The sequence below is a fragment of the Amycolatopsis ruanii genome (assembly GCF_003385175.1).
GTDB lineage: Bacteria > Actinomycetota > Actinomycetes > Mycobacteriales > Pseudonocardiaceae > Amycolatopsis_E > Amycolatopsis_E thermalba.
The window spans coordinates 102,450-118,880 of the sequence record NZ_PQHY01000002.1 but is presented as its reverse complement, the minus strand read 5'-3'; the positions used below and the strand labels follow the sequence as shown (position 1 = coordinate 118,880).

At 71.3% G+C, this 16,431-nt stretch carries 18 protein-coding genes and 1 tRNA gene; 7 read left to right on the top strand and 12 right to left on the bottom strand.

Translation table 11 applies throughout. The features are described from left to right. Positions 1–65 precede the first annotated feature (65 nt). Positions 66–467: a hypothetical protein gene (locus tag D0D28_RS01680; protein WP_094004593.1), complete on the top strand. Its 402-nt coding sequence runs from the start codon at positions 66–68 to the stop codon at positions 465–467. Positions 468–517: 50 nt separating this feature from the next. On the opposite strand, the gene D0D28_RS01675 is transcribed toward D0D28_RS01680, so the two are convergent. From D0D28_RS01675 to D0D28_RS35985, 4 genes are all read right to left on the bottom strand, one after another. Then, complete coding sequence (locus tag D0D28_RS01675; RefSeq protein WP_094004592.1) at positions 518–802, bottom strand: GNAT family N-acetyltransferase; 285 nt, start codon at positions 800–802, stop codon at positions 518–520. 8 nt (positions 803–810) lie between these two features. Continuing rightward, a complete protein-coding gene (mfd, locus tag D0D28_RS01670; RefSeq protein ID WP_429728188.1) occupies positions 811–4,380 on the bottom strand; it encodes a transcription-repair coupling factor in 3,570 nt (1,189 codons plus the stop codon). Positions 4,381–4,435: 55 nt separating this feature from the next. Then, positions 4,436–5,365, bottom strand: a complete 930-nt coding sequence (locus D0D28_RS01665; protein ID WP_094004591.1) for an LLM class flavin-dependent oxidoreductase — start codon at positions 5,363–5,365, stop codon at positions 4,436–4,438. Between the two features lie 313 nt (positions 5,366–5,678). Beyond that, entirely contained in the window at positions 5,679–5,846 is a 168-nt protein-coding gene (locus tag D0D28_RS35985) for a hypothetical protein (RefSeq protein WP_167481462.1), read from the bottom strand. Positions 5,847–5,915: 69 nt separating this feature from the next. On the opposite strand from D0D28_RS35985, the gene D0D28_RS01660 reads away from it, so the two are divergent. Further along, on the top strand, positions 5,916–6,680 hold the full coding sequence (locus tag D0D28_RS01660) for a helix-turn-helix transcriptional regulator (protein WP_094004752.1): 765 nt from the start codon (positions 5,916–5,918) through the stop codon (positions 6,678–6,680). Here the strand turns inward: D0D28_RS01660 and D0D28_RS01655 are convergent. Together D0D28_RS01655 and D0D28_RS01650 are read right to left on the bottom strand one after the other, a co-directional pair. Next, a complete protein-coding gene (locus D0D28_RS01655; protein ID WP_115944301.1) occupies positions 6,670–7,140 on the bottom strand; it encodes a DedA family protein in 471 nt (156 codons plus the stop codon). The genes D0D28_RS01660 and D0D28_RS01655 overlap by 11 nt on opposite strands. Continuing rightward, positions 7,137–7,694 (bottom strand): class I SAM-dependent methyltransferase, encoded by a 558-nt coding sequence (locus D0D28_RS01650; protein WP_116109460.1) that lies wholly within the window; start codon positions 7,692–7,694, stop codon positions 7,137–7,139. The genes D0D28_RS01655 and D0D28_RS01650 overlap by 4 nt, the downstream gene beginning before the upstream one ends. Before the next feature lie 119 nt (positions 7,695–7,813). Between D0D28_RS01650 and D0D28_RS01645 the strand changes: the two genes are divergently transcribed. Further along, the gene (locus D0D28_RS01645) at positions 7,814–9,007 is read left to right on the top strand and encodes a PQQ-dependent sugar dehydrogenase (RefSeq protein ID WP_116109459.1); all 1,194 of its coding nucleotides are present in this window, start codon (positions 7,814–7,816) and stop codon (positions 9,005–9,007) included. Here the strand turns inward: D0D28_RS01645 and D0D28_RS01640 are convergent. Beyond that, positions 8,991–10,370 (bottom strand): amino acid permease, encoded by a 1,380-nt coding sequence (locus D0D28_RS01640; RefSeq protein ID WP_116109458.1) that lies wholly within the window; start codon positions 10,368–10,370, stop codon positions 8,991–8,993. The two genes, D0D28_RS01645 and D0D28_RS01640, sit on opposite strands and share 17 nt — an antisense overlap. Before the next feature lie 100 nt (positions 10,371–10,470). On the opposite strand from D0D28_RS01640, the gene D0D28_RS01635 reads away from it, so the two are divergent. Continuing rightward, positions 10,471–11,028: a PadR family transcriptional regulator gene (locus tag D0D28_RS01635; RefSeq protein ID WP_094004587.1), complete on the top strand. Its 558-nt coding sequence runs from the start codon at positions 10,471–10,473 to the stop codon at positions 11,026–11,028. An 11-nt stretch (positions 11,029–11,039) separates the two neighbouring features. After that, a complete protein-coding gene (locus tag D0D28_RS01630; protein WP_116109457.1) occupies positions 11,040–11,981 on the top strand; it encodes a hypothetical protein in 942 nt (313 codons plus the stop codon). Here the strand turns inward: D0D28_RS01630 and D0D28_RS01625 are convergent. From D0D28_RS01625 to D0D28_RS01615, 3 genes are all read right to left on the bottom strand, one after another. Continuing rightward, positions 11,971–13,182, bottom strand: a complete 1,212-nt coding sequence (locus tag D0D28_RS01625) for a cytochrome P450 (protein ID WP_116109456.1) — start codon at positions 13,180–13,182, stop codon at positions 11,971–11,973. The two genes, D0D28_RS01630 and D0D28_RS01625, sit on opposite strands and share 11 nt — an antisense overlap. A 76-nt stretch (positions 13,183–13,258) precedes the next feature. Beyond that, positions 13,259–13,633 (bottom strand): DMT family transporter, encoded by a 375-nt coding sequence (locus tag D0D28_RS01620; RefSeq protein ID WP_094004584.1) that lies wholly within the window; start codon positions 13,631–13,633, stop codon positions 13,259–13,261. A gap of 1 nt (position 13,634) precedes the next feature. Next, on the bottom strand, positions 13,635–13,955 hold the full coding sequence (locus tag D0D28_RS01615; protein ID WP_094004583.1) for a DMT family transporter: 321 nt from the start codon (positions 13,953–13,955) through the stop codon (positions 13,635–13,637). Positions 13,956–14,056: 101 nt separating this feature from the next. On the opposite strand from D0D28_RS01615, the gene D0D28_RS01610 reads away from it, so the two are divergent. After that, positions 14,057–14,416, top strand: coding sequence for a MerR family transcriptional regulator (locus D0D28_RS01610; RefSeq protein WP_094004582.1), 360 nt, complete (start codon positions 14,057–14,059; stop codon positions 14,414–14,416). A 39-nt stretch (positions 14,417–14,455) separates the two neighbouring features. Here D0D28_RS01610 and D0D28_RS01605 read toward each other — a convergent pair whose 3' ends face one another. Together D0D28_RS01605 and D0D28_RS01600 are read right to left on the bottom strand one after the other, a co-directional pair. Further along, the gene (locus tag D0D28_RS01605) at positions 14,456–15,049 is read right to left on the bottom strand and encodes a TetR/AcrR family transcriptional regulator (RefSeq protein ID WP_094004581.1); all 594 of its coding nucleotides are present in this window, start codon (positions 15,047–15,049) and stop codon (positions 14,456–14,458) included. An 81-nt stretch (positions 15,050–15,130) separates the two neighbouring features. After that, positions 15,131–16,057 carry an acyl-CoA desaturase gene (locus D0D28_RS01600; RefSeq protein WP_369806788.1) on the bottom strand — a complete coding sequence of 309 codons (927 nt, stop codon included), beginning with the start codon at positions 16,055–16,057 and terminating at the stop codon, positions 15,131–15,133. Between the two features lie 183 nt (positions 16,058–16,240). Here D0D28_RS01600 and D0D28_RS01595 point away from each other — a divergent pair. After that, a tRNA-Gln gene (locus tag D0D28_RS01595) sits at positions 16,241–16,312 on the top strand. Positions 16,313–16,431 lie beyond the last annotated feature (119 nt).

Below are 16,431 nucleotides of genomic sequence, written 5' to 3'. Positions count from 1 at the left end.
CTTGTAGATTCGCCCCTGGATTTAGTACCTTCCGCTGCGTCGACATCGAACCGGGAGGACGGATCATGAAACTGCGCAAGACCCTGCTCACCGCGGGCACGATCGCCACCGTCACCACAGCCGTACTGGCGGGAACGGGCGTCGCCTCAGCGGACGTGGACTACGACCACGTCTGGCCGGACAACGACGGCACCGCGAAGGTCTACGTCAAGGAAAACGGCGACGTGCTCAGCGTGTGCGACACGAAGGCCGACGGGAAGGCGGCCCGGATGCACGTGTACGTCGGCGACGAGGGGGATCCGCGGTACTCGGCCTACGCCACGAACGGCAAGGGGACCTGCGTGACGCGCCGCGCCAAGGACGGAGGCGCCTACAACCTCCCCGAGGGGAGGCGGATCTGGGTCTACTTCGGCAACGAGGACGGCGCCGGCAACTGGACCAGCAGGTCCTACGTGAACGACCACTGAGCCGACCGAGACGGGCCCCACGACCAGGCGGGTGTCGTGGGACCCGGACGTCACTGCCCGTCCGGCCACCGCACGTGCGCGTCGTGCTCGGGGTGCTTGCGCAGGTGGGCCGCGATGAACGGGCACAGCGGCACGATCGTCTTGCCGCGCCGCACCGCGTCCTCGATCACCGCGGACGCCAGCTTCGAGCCGAGCCCCTGCCCGGAGAACGCGTCGTCGATCTCGGTGTGGGTGAAGATCACGTTGTCCCCGCGCTCGCGGTACTCGGCGAACCCGCCCAGCTCGTCCCCGACGAAGATCTCGTAGCGGCTCTTCTCCTCGTTCCGCGTGACCACGGGTTCTCCTAACCGACGGGTGCGGGTTTCTTGGTCAAGTTGATCAGGAGCTTGGTGCACCAGTCCAGCAGGGCGTCGTCACGCAACGCGGGAGCGCCCATGCGGCCACCCGCCGGGCCCTCGGTCGGCTTGGGCACCGACACCATCCGCATCGCGGCCTTGTAGTTCGCCTTCGGGTACAGGCGCTTGAGCCGGACCATCTGCGAATCCATCAGCTCCAGCGGCGCGAACCGGATGTTGTTGCCCTGGGCGGAAACCTCGGTGACGCCCGCCGCGCGGCAGACGTGCCGGAACCGCGCCACCGCGAGCAGCCGCTGCACCGGGGCGGGCGGCTGGCCGTACCGGTCGATCAGCTCCTCCTCGACCGCGCGCAGCTGGTCGTCGTCCACCGCCGCCGCGATCTTGCGGTAGGCCTCCAGCCGCAGGCGCTCGCCGGGGACGTAGTCGTGCGGGATGTGCGCGTCCACCGGCAGGTCCACGCGGACCTCGCGCAGCTCCTCCTCCTCGGCGGGCGCGTCGCCGGCGCTGCGGCGGAACACGTCGACCGCCTCGCCGACCAGCCGCACGTACAGGTCGAACCCGACGCCCGCGATGTGCCCGGACTGCTCGGCGCCCAGGATGTTCCCGGCGCCCCGGATCTCCAGGTCCTTCATCGCGACCGCCATGCCCGCGCCCAGCTCGGTGTTCTGCGCGATCGTCGCGAGCCGGTCGTGCGCCGTCTCGGTCAGCGGGCTCTCCGGCGGGTACAGGAAGTAGGCGTACCCGCGCTCCCGCCCGCGGCCGACGCGACCGCGGAGCTGGTGCAGCTGCGCCAGCCCGAGCAGGTCGCCGCGCTCCACGATCAACGTGTTCGCGTTCGAGATGTCCAGACCGGTCTCCACGATCGTGGTGCAGACCAGCACGTCGTACTCGCGCTCCCAGAAGCCCTGGATGATCTTCTCGAGCTTGTCCTCGTTCATCTGGCCGTGCGCGGTGACCACACGTGCCTCGGGCACCAGCTCGCGGATCCGGCGCGCCGCCTTCTCGATCGAGGACACCCGGTTGTGCACGTAGAACACCTGGCCGTCACGCAGCAGCTCGCGCCGGATGGCGGCGGCGACCTGCTTGTCGTCGTAGGCGCCGACGTAGGTCAGGATCGGGTGCCGGTCCTCCGGCGGGGTCAGGATCGTGGACATCTCGCGGATGCCGGCCAGCGACATCTCCAGCGTCCGCGGGATCGGCGTCGCCGACATGGTCAGCACGTCGACGTGCGTGCGCAGCGCCTTGATGTGCTCCTTGTGCTCGACGCCGAACCGCTGCTCCTCGTCGACGATGACCAGGCCCAGGTCCTTGTAGCGGATGCCGGTCTGCAGCAGCCGGTGGGTGCCGATCACGATGTCGACCGTGCCGTCGGCCAGCCCGGCCAGCGTCGCCTCCGCCTCGATCTTGTCGGTGAACCGGGACAGGCCCTTGATGTTGACCGGGAACGACGCCATCCGGCCCGCGAACGTGTTGAGGTGCTGCTGGGCCAGCAGCGTCGTCGGCACCAGCACCGCGACCTGCTTGCCGTCCTGGACTGCCTTGAACGCCGCGCGCACGGCGATCTCGGTCTTGCCGTAGCCGACGTCACCGCAGATGACGCGGTCCATCGGCACCCCGCGCTCCATGTCCGCCTTGACCTCGTCGAGGGCGGCGAGCTGGTCGTTGGTCTCGGTGAACGGGAACGCGTCCTCCAGCTCGCGCTGCCACGGCGTGTCCGGGCCGAACGGGTGGCCCGGCGAGGCCTGGCGGGCGGCGTAGAGCTGCACCAGCTCGGCGGCGATCTCCTTGACCGCCTTGCGCGCCCTGGCCTTGGTGTTCTTCCAGTCCGAGCCGCCCAGCTTGTTCAGCGTGGGCAGCTCGCCGCCGACGTAGCGGGACACCTCGTCGAGCTGGTCGCTCGGCACGTAGAGCCGGTCGCCCGGGTGGCCGCGCTTGGACGAGGCGTACTCCAGCACCAGGTACTCGCGGGTGGCGCCGCCCACCGTGCGCTGCACCATCTCCACGAACCGGCCGATGCCGTGCTGGTCGTGCACGACGTAGTCGCCCGGCTTGAGCGCCAGCGGGTCGACGGCGTTGCGGCGGCGCGAGGGCATCTTCGCGCCCAGATCACGGGTCGACGATCCGGCGGTGGCGCCGCGGCCGGTCAGGTCGGCCTCGGTGAGCACGACCAGCCGCAGCTCGGGTGCGACGAACCCCTCGGCGAGGCCACCGCAGGCGACCGTCACGATCCCCGGCGCGGGCGGGCTGAGGAGGCCGTCCGCGGCGTGCGTGGCGGAGATCCCGGCGGTGGACAGCTGCTCGACCGCGCGGGTGGCGGTGCCGTGCCCGGCCACCACCAGCACCGCGGTGCCGCCCGCGGCCAGGTGGGCGCGCAGGTCGGTGACCGCGCGCTCCAGGTCGCCGCGGTAGGCGGGCGAGGCCTCCACACCGATCTGGATGACGTCGGCGTCCTCGCTGGTCAGCTGCGACAGCGTCCACCACGCGCGACCGGTCTCGCCGGCGTGCTTGGCGGCCTCTTCGAGGTTGCGGTAGGCCGACGCGCCCAGGTCGATCGGGGCCTGCCCGCCGCCGGCCGCCGACATCCAGGACGCCTCCAGGAACTCCTGGCCGGTGCGCACGAGGTCGGCGGCGCGGGCGCGGATCTTCTCCGGGTCGGCCAGCACGACGTGGGTGCCCTCGGGCATGGCGTCGGTGAGCAGCTCCAGCTCGCCCTCGCACAGCACCGGGATGAGGGCCTCCATGCCCTCGACCGGGATGCCGCCGGCCAGCTTGGTGAGCATCTCGGCCAGCTGCGCGTCGGCCGCGTACCGCTCGGCCAGCTCGCCGGCGCGCGCCTTCACCTCCGGCGTGAGCAGCAGCTCGCGGCAGGGCGGGGCGTACACGTAGGACAGTTCGCCGGGCAATGACCGCTGGTCCGACACCGCGAACGCGCGGACCTCGCTGACCTCGTCGCCCCAGAACTCGACGCGGTACGGGTGGTCGGCGGTCGGCGGGAAGACGTCCAGGATGCCGCCGCGCACGGCGAACTCGCCGCGCTTCTCGACCATGTCCACGCGCGTGTAGGCCAGTTCGACGAGCCGGTCCAGCAGGCCCTCGAACTCCTCCTCCTCGCCGGCCCGCAGCTCGACCGGCGCGAGGCTGCCCAGGCCCGGCGCCATCGGCTGGATCAGGCTGCGCACCGTGGCCACCACCACGCGCGGAGCGCGGCCGGTGTGCAGGCGGTGCAGCACGTCCAGGCGGCGGCCGACGGTGTCCGCGCGGGGCGACAGGCGCTCGTGCGGCAGCGTCTCCCAGGACGGGAAGTCGGCCACCGCCTCCGGGCCGATCAGGCTCGCCAGCGCGGCCGTCAGCTCCTCGGCCTCGCGGCCGGTGGCTGTGACGGCCAGCACCGGCCGGCCCGCCCCGGCGTCGGCGGCCAGTGCCGCGACCACCAGCTGGCGGGTGGCCGTGGCGCCGGACAGTTCCAGCAGGGGCGCGCCGGCCCGCTCGACCACCGCGCGCAGGGCGGGGTCGGGCAGGACCGCGGAGAGCAGGCCGGACAACTGCGGATCGGACACGGAAACGATCTCCCTGGAGCACGCGGGCACACCCCTGCCCGGGTTCACGGAGGGATCAGGGGCTCTCGGGTTCCAGGGTACGTCGCAGGGGCGACAAAATTTCGGCGAGTCCCGCGAGCTGGTGGTCGATCACCCGCGGATCGAGGGCCGCGACGCGCAGCAGGATGTGCCGCGCACCGGCGTCGACGAAGCGCCTGAGCTGGGCGATCAGCTCGTCCGGGCCGCCGGAGATCATCACCTGGATCTGGCCCACCCAGTCGAGTGGCGCCTGGTAGGTCGCCTGGCAGTACTCCTCCAGCGCGGCCGTGCCCGCGCCGAGGTGGACGGTCGCGAACAGCGCGGGCGTGACGTCGCGGCCGTGCTCGCGGATGGTGGCCAGGCCGCTGGCGTAGTCGGCCGGGTCGGGCGGGTAGGGCAGCCAGCCGTCGTAGAGCTGCCCGGCGCGGCGCAGCGCGGCCGGCGTGAAGCCGCCGAGCCACACCGGCGGGCCGCCGGGCTGGGCGGGGCGCGGCACCTCGGGCAGCCAGTCGTAGTGCAGGACCTTGCCGTGGAAGGACTTCGGGCTGCCGGTCCACAGCTGCCGCCACAGCGCGACGGTGTCGTCGAGGTGCGAGAAGCGGGTCTTGAAGTTCACGCCGGCCAGGTCGAACTCGTGCTCGCTGCGGCCGGGGAAGCCGGCGCCGACGCCGAGGATCAGGCGTCCGCCGGAGACGAGGTCGAGCGAGGAGAGCGTGAGCGCGGCCTGCACCGGGTGGCGGTACGCGGGCATCAGGACCGCGGTGCCGAGCCGGACGGTTTCGGTGGCCTGCGCGACGGCGGTGAGCAGGGTGAGCGGTTCGACCCGGGCGCGCGACAGCGAGTCGCCCACCCAGACCGAGTCGAAGCCGAGGCGCTCGGCGCGCACGGCGATGTCCACGATGTCGCCGACGGAACCGCCGGCTTCGAGCTGGGCCTGCCCGGCGGGCAGGAGGAGTCCGATCTGCATGCCGCCGAGACTCGCCGCCACGGCGGTATGGCGGCAATTCCCGCCGGGGAATGCCGCCCGACCGCAGAACTCACGCGCAGGAGCGTAGAACTCGCGCGCCGGAGCGTGGGACTCGCGCGCAGGAGCGTGGGACTCGCGCGCAGGAGCGTGGGACTCGCGCGCAGGAGCGTGGGACTCGCGCGGGGCGCGAGTTGAACGTTCGGGCGCGCGAGTCCCACGTTCGGGACGGTGAGTTCTGCGTTCGGGACGGTGAGTTCTGCGTTCGGGACGGTGAGTTCTGCGTTCGGGACGGTGAGTTCTGCGTTCGCGCCGGTCAGGCGGGGCCGCCCGGCCCGAGGTCGAACGGCTGGCGCACCGGCAGGTCGGGCTGCTCGGTCTCCACGACCTCCACCAGGTCGTCCGGCCGGACGCGCGGCGGCAGCTCGCCGAACCGCGCGAAGCGGAGGAAGTCCAGCTCTTCGTCAGTGAACCGTTCGGACACCGGCACCTCCAGTCGGTCATTCCCCGCGGGGAATGGCGGGCAGCGCGCTCCCGGGAGTAAGCATGCGGGGTGACGACGGCATTCGGAAGTGCCCTCAAGGACTGGCGCACCCGGCGGCGCCTGTCCCAGCTCGAACTCGCCCTGCGCGCGGGCACCACGCAGCGGCACGTCAGCTTCATGGAGAGCGGCCGGTCGGTGCCCGGGCGCGGCATGGTCGTGCGCGTGGCCGAGTCGCTGCAACTGCCGCTGCGCGAACGCAACGCGCTCCTGCTCAGCGCCGGCTACGCCCCCAGCTACCCGGAAACCGACCTGTCCGATCCGGCGCTGCGGCCGGTGCTCGACGCGCTGGAACGGCTCCTCGACGGCCACGAGCCGTACCCGGCGATCGTGGTGGACCGGTTCGGCGACCTGGTCGCGACCAACAAGGCCGCCGGCATCCTCACCGAGGGCGCCGCGCCCGAGCTGCTCGAACCGCCGGTCAACGTGCTGCGCCTGGCCCTGCACCCGCGTGGCATGGCACCCCGCATCGCAAACTTCGACGACTGGGCCCGGCACGTCCTGGAGCGGCCCCGGCAGGAGCAGGCGAAGGCGCCGCACCCCCGGCACGCGGAGCTGCTCACCGAGCTGGAGGGCTACCTGCCCGGCCCACCGAACCTGGACGCCGACCACCTCGGGTTCGCCGTGCCGCTGGTCCTGCGCACCTCGCGCGGCGAGATGCGGCTGCTCACCGCGATCACCACGTTCGCCACGGCCGTCGACGTGACGGTGTCGGAACTGCGGCTGGAGACGTTCCTGCCCGCCGACGACGAGACCGCCCACATCCTCACGCGATGAGCGACCCGCCGGCCTTGCCCACCAGCAGCGCGGCCACCACCCACAGCACCGCCGCGGCCACGCTCACCGCCAGGAACCGCGGGTACGGGACCGCCGCCGCGCCGGCCACCCGCGGCATCAGCGTCCGCGCCCCGGCGAGGAACCGCGCGGCGAACACCGCCACCACCCCGTAGCGCGCCATGCGTGACTCGACCCGGCGCCAGCGCGGCGAGCGGATCCGCCGCCCCAGCCGGCGTCCCTCCAGGTAGGCCAGCTGGTCCCCGCACACGGCCGCCGCGGCGACGACCGTCATCGCGAGCCACAGGTTCACCGTCCCCTGCCCGGCGAGGAACCCGACGAGCAGCAGGGTGGACAACGTCGGCAGCACGATCCCCGGCAGCAGCGCGGTCTCCGCGGCGATCACCGCCGCCGCGACGAGGTAGACCAGCACGGGCGGGAGGGTGGCGATGGCGTCGATCACGGCGTCACGGCCGCTCGGTGCACGAACGCGGGCGGCAGGTTGCCCCACACCACGCGGCTGCGGCCGACGAACCCGAACCGCCGGGCCAGCGCGGCCTCGAACCGCCGGGCGGCGGGCAGCCACGCGGCGTGCAGGTAGGCGAAGGTCGCGAACCGGCCGCCCGGCGCGAGCACCTCGCCGACCTGGTCGAGGACGCGGTCCTGGCGGTCGCCGGGGAACAGCGACCACGGCAGCCCGGACACCACGACGTCCGCGGCGCGCACGTGACCGGCCAGGTGTTCGGCGGAGCCGGTGATCACCTCGACGCCGGGGTGGCGCCGGGCGAGGTCACCGGCCAGCCGCGGGTTGACCTCGACGGCCGTCAGCCGGGCGCCAGGTCTCAGCCGCGCGAGCAGGGCTTCGGTGAACACCCCGGTGCCGGGCCCCAGCTCGACGACGTGGGCGGCCCGCTCGTCCTCGATGCGGGCGTCCACGGCCGCCGCCAGGCGCCGCGAGCTGGCCGCGATCGCGCCGGTGTGCGCTGGAGCGCGGAGGAATTCCCTGGTGATGGACATGTCATTGACGCTAGGAACGCCGGCGTCCGATCACCTCGGCATCGCGGCCGCATCGTCTCCTCCTCGAGGAGGAGACGATCGAGACCGGGACTTCACCGGACAACGGGCACAATGACCGCATGCGCCGCATCGGGGCCGTACTGCTCGCCGGACTGGCCGTCACGGCTTGCTCGTCTTCGCCCGCCCAGGACCTGCCGTCGACCCCCGCCACGGTCGCCGCGCCCACCACGGTCAACGGGCGGAGCCTCGCGCTGGAGGTGGACGTCGTGACCGGCGGCCTGCAGCACGGCTGGGACGTCGGCTTCCTGCCCGACGGCTCGATGCTCGTCACCCAGCGGCCGGGCCGGCTCGCGCTGATCGAGGGCACCGCGGTCACCCAGGTCGCCGCCGACTTCTCCGACGTGTGGGCCCGCGGCGAGGGCGGCCTGATGGGCATGGTCGTGCACCCGGACTTCGCCACCAGCCGCGAGTTCACCACCTGCCAGACGCACCAGGAGAACGGCCGCGCCGTCGACATCCGGCTGGTCACCTGGTCGCTGTCGGCCGACAAGCGCAGCGCGACGAAGGTGCGCGACCTGCTGACCGGGCTGCCGGTCAACCAGAGCGGCCGGCATTCCGGGTGCCGCCCGGAGATCGCCGCCGACGGGGCGCTGCTCGTCGGCACCGGCGACACCGCCCGGCCGGACGTGTCGCAGGACCGGCACAGCCTCGGCGGCAAGATGCTGCGCATCGACCTGCACACCGGCGCGCCGTTGCCGGACAACCCGTTCATCTCCTCGGCCGACCCCGACGAGCAGCGGATCTACAGCTTCGGGCACCGCAACATCCAGGGCGTGGCCGTGCGGCCGGGCACCGGTCAGATCTTCGCCGGCGAGCACGGGCCGACGTTCGACGACGAGATCAACCTGATCCGGGCCGGCGGCAACTACGGCTGGGACCCGTCGCAGGGCGGCACCGTCGACTCCTACGACGAGGACGTGCCGATGACCGACCTGCAGCGGTTCCCGGACGCCGTCCGGCCACTGTGGACCTCCGGGGAGATCACCGAGGCGATCTGCGGCGCGGCCTTCGTGTCCGGGCCGCAGTGGGGCGCGCTGGACGGCAGGCTGGCCGTCGTGGCGCTCAAGGGCCAGAAGATGCTGATGTTCACCCTGGACGCCGCGGGCGCGGTCACCGAGGTCTACCTGCCGGCCGAGTTCGACGACACCTACGGCCGCCTGCGCGCGGTGCGCAGCGGCCCGGACGGCGCGTTGTACGTGACCACGTCGGACGGCAGCGACGACAAGGTCCTGCGCATCACACCGGCTGCTTAGCGCGCGCGGACCGGTTGCTCAGCAGGTAGCCCACGGCGATGACGGCCGCCACGACCGGCGTGACGTACAGCGCGATCCGGGTGTCCTCGCTGAACCCGAGCAGCACCACGACCAGCGTGAGGAACGCCAGCGCGAGGTAGCCGGTCCACGGCGCCCCGGGCATGCGGAACTCCGACGCGGGCAGCTCGCCGCGGTCGCTGCGGCGGCGGTACCGCAGCTGGCAGACGACGATGATGCCCCAGGTCCACAGCACACCGACGGTGGCGACGCTGGTGATGTAGGCGAACGCCTTCTCCGGCACGAACGCGTTGATCAGGATGCCGGCCGCCATGACGACCGCGGACGCCGTGATGCTCGCCGCGGGCACCTGCCGCTTCGACAGCCGGGTGAACGTGGCCGGTGCGGACCGGTGGACCGCGAGGGTGCGCAGCATCCGGCCGGTCGAGTAGATGCCGGAGTTGCACGACGACAGCGCCGCGGTCAGCACGACGAACTGGATGATCCCGGCGGCGCCGTGGATGCCGACCGCGTCGAAGGCCCGCACGAACGGGCTCTCGCCCTCGTGGAACTCCGTCCACGGCACCAGGGACAGCAGCACGACCAGCGCGCCGACGTAGAACACGCCGATCCGCACCATGACGCTGTTGATCGCCTTGGGCAGCACGACCCGCGGGTTCTCCGCCTCACCCGCGGTCAGCCCGATCAGCTCGACGCCGAGGTAGGCGAACATGACGCTCTGCAGCGCCAGCAGCGCGCTGCCCGCGCCGTGCGGCAGGAACCCGCCGTCGCTCACCAGGTGCGCGAACGAGGCGTGCTCACCGGCCGGGCCGATGCCGAACACGATGACCGCGAGGCCGAGGACGATCGCCCCGACGATGGTCACCACCTTGATCATGGAGAACCAGAACTCGAACTCGCCGAACACCTTGACCGAGATCAGGTTCGCCAGGAACAACAGCCCCAGCACGACCGCCGCGGTGACCCATTGCGGCACCTGCGGGAACCAGTACTGCACGTAGATCCCGGCCGCGGTGATCTCCGCCATCGCGGTGACCACCCACATCAGCCAGTACACCCACCCGGTGGCGAACCCGGCGAAGCGGCCGACGAACTCCTCGGCGTAGTCGACGAAGCTGCGCGACACCGGCCGGTACATCAGCAGCTCGCCGAGCGCGCGCATGATCAGGAAGATGACCGCGCCCGCGACGGCGTAGGAGGCGATCAGCGCGGGCCCGGACGTCTCGATCGCCGCGCCGGCGCCGAGGAACAGCCCCGTACCGATCGCGCCACCGATCGCCATCATGCTGATCTGCCGGTTCTTCAGCCCCCGGGCGTAACCCTCGTCGGTCCCCTGGTCGCTCATGGCCCTCCCGTCTACGGCTGGTCCAGACCCTAACGGGGGGTTCACAGGCGGCAGCTTGGGGCACTTTGTCATGGTCGATTTCTGATGGTAGATTTCGACCATGCCACGTCGTGCACTGGACAACCCCCTGGTCCTCCCGGTCCTGGGACTCCTGCTCGAATCGCCGATGCACCCGTACCAGGTGTTCACGGAGTTGCGTACGCGCAGCGCGAGCGCCATCAACCGGGGCACGCTGTACGACGTCGTGGAGGCGCTGGCCGCGGCGGAGTGGATCGCTCCACAGGGCACCGAGCGCAGCGGCAACCGCCCCGAACGGACCGTCTACGCGCTCACCGGCGCCGGCCGCGACGAGCTGGTGCGCAGGCTGGACAGCCGGATCCGGGAGCCGAAGCGGGAGTTCCCCGAGTTCCTCGGCGCGATCGCCTACGTCGGCGCGCTCGGGCCCGACGGCGCGGTCGCCGCGCTGGCCGAGCGCGCGCGGCGGTTGTCCGAACGGGCCGACGCCGATCAGGAGCGGCTGGCCGCGGTGCTGGACAGCGGCGTGCCGCGCCTGCACGTCATCGAGGCCGAGTACGCGCTCCACCAGACCCGCGCCGAGATCGCGTGGGTCGAGAACCTCGTCGCCGAAATCCGCGGCGGCTCACTGACCTGGCCGTGAAAGGACCGACCATGCTCTTCGGCATCTACCCCGGCGGCGTCACCGGAACCGACTCCGGCCAACTGACCAGTGGACCACCCGACGATCCGGCGCGGATCACCCAGGCGCTCACCGCGTTGCGGGAACGGGGACCGTTCCTCGTGCGCGCCTACCTCGGGTTCGATGACTCCACTCCGGACGGTCCACACGCGACAGTCACTCCGGCCGGAGCCGCGCGGTACACCGGAAACGGCCGCGTGCTGGACCTCGTCGCGCAGTACCAGTCGCCGAGCGGTGATGTGGACGGCTACCGCGCGTTCGTGCGGCGGCTGGTCGAGCAGTACGGCGCGGTCACCGGCACGCTGCAGATCGCCGAGGAGCCGAACGTGCCGGACAACCCGGTGCTCGACGGCTACTACCCGCGCGTGATCGAAGCGATCGTGGCCGGTGTCGCGGCGGCCAAGGAGCGGGCGGCGGAACTCGGGCACGATCTGCGGGTCGGCTTCAACACCACGCCGCTGTTCGGGCCGGGCGCGTCGTTCATCGCGGATCTGGCGCAGGCAGGCGGCGCGGAGTTCGTGCGCCAGGTGGACTACGTCGGCCTGGACTTCTTCCCGGACGTCTTCCGGCCGGTCGGCCCGGCCGAGGCGGTCGCCGCGGTGGCGGGCCTGCTGCGCCACCACCGCGAGAACGTCCTCGCGCCGGCCGGTTTCGGTGACGTCCCGCTGCACATCACCGAGCACGGCTGGCCGACCGGCCCGGACCGACCGGCCGAGCGGCAGGCCGAAGTGGTGGAGACGGTCGTCCGGGCCGCCGCGGACGCGGGCGTGAGCTGCTACACCCACTTCTCCCTGCGCGACGCCGACAGCGCCCAGCCCGGCCTGTTCCACCAGTTCGGCCTGCTGCGGGACGACTACACCCGCAAGCCCGCCTTCGACACCTACCGGAAGCTGATCGCCGAGTTCACCAGGTGACCGGCAGTTCGTGCACCCCGTAGATGTTCATGTCGGTGCGCAGCTTCACCTCGTTCGCGGGGATGGCGAGCCGGAGGTCCGGGAAGCGGCGCAGCAGCCCGCCGAACCCGGCACGCATCTCCAGGCGGGCCAGCTGCTGGCCGAGGCACTGGTGGACGCCGTGCCCGAAGGACATGTGACCGCGGGCGTTGCGGTGCACGTCCAGGGCGTCGGGTTCGTCGAAGCGCCGGGGGTCGCGGTTGGCGGACAACAGCGAGACCACCACCGTCGACCCCTGCGGGATCGTTTCGCCGCCGAGTTCGAGGTCCTCGGTGGCGTAGCGGTAGAAGACGTCGGCGACGGACAGGTAGCGCAGGAGTTCCTCGACCGCCCCGGGCACCAGTTCCGGGTTCGCCCGGAGTTCGGCCATCTGCTCGGGGTGCTCCAGGAGCGCGAAGGTGCCCAGCCCCAGCATGTTGGCGGTGGTCTCGTGCCCGGCGAGCAGCAGCAGGAAGGCGATGCCGGTCAGCTCCTCGATGCTGAGGTCGTCCTGGCGGGCCAGGTCGGACAGGATGTCCTCGCCGGGCTCGGCGCGCTTGAGGGTGACCAGCTCGCCCAGGTACCCGGTCAGCGCGCCGACCACGGCGATCTTCTCCTCCAGCCCGATGTCCTTGACCATGAACCGCGCGGCGTTGTGCTGGAAGGTCTCCCGATCCTCGTAGGGCACGCCGAGCAGCTCGCAGATCACCAGCGACGGCACCGGCAGCGCGAACTCCTTGACCAGGTCGACCGGCGGGGTGAGGCGCGCCATCTCGTCCAGGTGCCGCTCGGCGATCTCCTTGATGTGCTCTTCCAGCTGCTTCATCCGCTTGACCGTGAAGGCGCCGGTGAGCCTGCGCCGCAGCCGGGTGTGGTCCGGCGGGTCCATCGAGATGAACATGCCGGGCATCTGCGGGGACGGCTCGGTCTGCGGCGGCATGCCCGGGGTCGGGTACGGCACGTGGATGATGCCGAGGTCCAGGCGGGAGCTGAACCGGGTGTCGGCCAGGACCTGGCGGACCTCGTCGTAGCCGGTGACGAGCCAGCCCTCGTGGCCGTCCGGGAAGACCAGCGGGCAGACCGGGCGGGACTCGCGCAGGCGGGTGAACTCGCCGGGCGGGTCGAAGGGGCCGGCGTCGCGATCCGTGGGCAGGCCGTTCGGGATGGGAACCGTCTGAGTCACCGGATGTCCTTTCGTGGCGGTTGCTGCGTCCCACGATCACCGGCCGTGCTGACACGAGGCTGACACGGCTCTGACATCACGATCGGGGCCGGTCGGCGAGCTTGAGCCACACGACACCGGCGATGATCACGGTGAGCCAGCACGCCTTGGCCAGGGTGAGGGTCTCGTCGAAGAAGACCGGGCCGAGCAGCGCGGCCCCGGCGGCGCCGATACCCGCCCAGACCGCGTAGCCGATGCCCACGTCGATGGTGCGCAGGGCGAGGCTCAGGGCGAACAGCGTCAGCAGGAAGAAGACGACCGCGACGAGCGACCAGGAGAGCACGGTGAAGCCCTGGCTGCCGCCCACGGACAGCGCGTAGCCGATTTCGAAGACGCCGGCGAGCAGGAGGACGAGCCAGGCCCGGGCGCGGCGGGTGGTGGTGTTCGTGCGCGTGGCGGTGCCGGTCGACATGTCAGGCCACCCCGCTCAGCTGGAGGCCGACGACGCCGGCGATGACGGCGGCGATCCCGGCGATCTTGCGCCAGTCGAGACGCTGGCCGAAGAGGAGCACGCCGAGGACGACGATCCCGACGCCGGCGACGGAGGTCCAGATCGCGTAGCCGACGCCGACGTCGAAGGTCAGCAGCGCCAGGCTGAGCAGGTAGGTGGCGATGCCACCGCTGACCAGCGTGGCGACGGTCCAGCCGGGCCGGGTGAAGCCCTGGGCCTTGCCCGCGGAGATGGCGACGGTGATCTCGAAGATGACCGCGACACCGAGGTAGAGCCAATGCACGACGGATGTCCTTTCACGGGGGTGGGTTGCGTGTGCGGCCCCTATCGTGAAACTTGACACCGGTGTCAATTGCAAGAGTCGGACGGTCTGGAGGAGGCCTGATGCGCATCGGTGAGCTGGCCGACGCCACCGGGGTCAGCACCCGGTCCCTGCGGTACTACGAGGAGCAGGCCCTCATCCGCTCCGAGCGCACCCCCGGCGGGTGGCGCGACTTCGACAGCTCGATGGTCGAGCGGGTCGTCCTGATCCAGCACCTGTTCGCGGCCGGCCTGTGCAGCGCCACGATCAACGAACTGCTGCCCTGCCTGGAAGCCCCGCCCGAGGAACGCACGGGGGCGATGGAGGAGTTGCTCGCCCAGCAGGCCGAGCGCCTGGAGGCCAAGCGCCGGGACATCGAGCGCGAGCTGGACATCCTGCGGGCGCTGCGCAACGAGACGGCGCTGCCCGGCCACGCGGCTTGATCAGCGCCGCTGTGCCTTCGACTCGGCGCGGCAAGGCGCTCAGTTCAGGCGCAGTTTGGGCTTGTGCTCCAGGTGGGACAGCCCGTTCCAGGCGAGGTTGACCAGGTGCGCGGCGACCTCGTCGCGCTTGGGGCGGCGCGCGTCGAGCCACCACTGGCCGGTCAGGGCGACCATGCCGACGAGCGCCTGCGCGTAGAGCGGCGCCAGCTTGTCGTCGTAGCCGCGGGCGTCGAACTGCTGCGCGAGGATGTGCTCGACCTGCATCGCGATGTCGTTGAGCAGCGTCGAGAACGTGCCGGAGACGCTGGCCACCGGCGAGTCGCGGACCAGGATGCGGAAGCCGTCGTGCGACTCCTCGACGTAGGACAGCAGCGCGCCGGCCGCCTGCTCGAGCATCGCCCGCGGGTGCCCACCGTACAAAGTGGACACCATGCGGTCGAGCAGGGACTGCATCTCGCGGTCGACGACGACCGCGTAGATGCCTTCCTTGCCACCGAAGTGCTCGTACACCACGGGCTTGGAGACGTTGGCCCGGTGGGCGATCTCCTCGATGGAGGTACCGTCGAAGCCCTTCTCGGCGAAGAGCTTGCGGGCGACGTCGAGCAGTTGCTGCCGGCGTTCCGCGCCCGTCATCCGGACGCGTGACACCGGCCCCGGAGGCCGCACCCCGGTGGCCTCACGCTTCGCTCGACGTCGTCCCGCCACTCGGAGAGACTATTCGGTTGCCAGGCGGGCGAGCCGCTGCGGGGTGGGCCAGCGCACGTTGTGCACCCACCCGAGCTTCTCGAACGCCCAGATCACGCGGGCGGAAATGTCGATCTGCCCGCGCTTGACACCGTGCCGCGCCGAGGTCGGGTCGGCGTGGTGCAGGTTGTGCCACGACTCGCCGAAGGACAGGATCGCCAGCGGCCAGAAGTTGGCGGACTTGTCCCGCGCCGCGAACGGCCGCTCGCCGATCATGTGGCAGACCGAGTTGACCGACCAGGTGACGTGGTGCAGCACGCACACCCGCACCAGACCGGCCCAGAAGAACGCGGTGACCGCGCCCCAGAACGACCAGGTGATCAGGCCGCCGAGCAGGGCGGGCAGGGTCAGCGTGAGCAGGGTCCACAGCGGGAACAGCTCGTCGACCTTCTTGATGGCCGGGTCCTTGAGCAGGTCCGGCGCGAAGCGCTCGGCGTTGCTCGTGTCCCGCTCGAACAGCCAGCCCATGTGGGCGTGCCAGAAGCCCTTGGCGATCGCCAGCGGCGAGGTGCCGAAGGCCCACGGCGAGTGCGGGTCGCCGTCGCGGTCGGAGAACGCGTGGTGGCGCCGGTGGTCGGCGACCCAGGTGATCACCGGGCCCTGCACCGCGAAGCTGCCCGCGATGGCCAGCGCCACGCGCAGCCACGGCTTGGCCTTGAACGAGCCGTGCGTGAAGTAGCGGTGGTACGAGACGGTGATCCCGAGACCGCTGATGACGTAGAAGGCTATGAACAGCCCGACGTCCACCCAGCTCAGTCCCCACCCCCAAGCGAATGGCACGGCGGCGATGAGCGCGGCCAGCGGGAGTATCACGCCGAGGTAGACCGAGAACTGAACACCGGCGCCTCGCTGACCGGCGATGACCGGCTTCGGGCCCTTGGTCTGAGGTGGTTCCATGACCGGAGTGGATGTCATGCGCAACACTTCTTCCTACCTGGGAAAACCTACAAAGGTCTGCCTTACCTACGTTTCCGTAAGTTACGGTACAGGAGGTTTTGCCCCCTGGGGAGACGTCTAAACACCCGACTCAACCCCAGGACTGGCGCGGTTTTCCGATGTCGCTATCCTGACCAGGCACGATCCGCCGTGGTGTAATTGGCAGCACCTCAGATTTTGGTTCTGATAGTTCAGGTTCGAGTCCTGGCGGCGGAGCTGCCGTGCCCTACCCCGACGTGCCCGAAGGGGGTGCGCCACGCTGCAAGGCGAGAGCGGACAGAAGACCAGGCGGCCGGCACTGGCCGAGCTCTCCGATGCCTGGCTGGCCGGGCGCG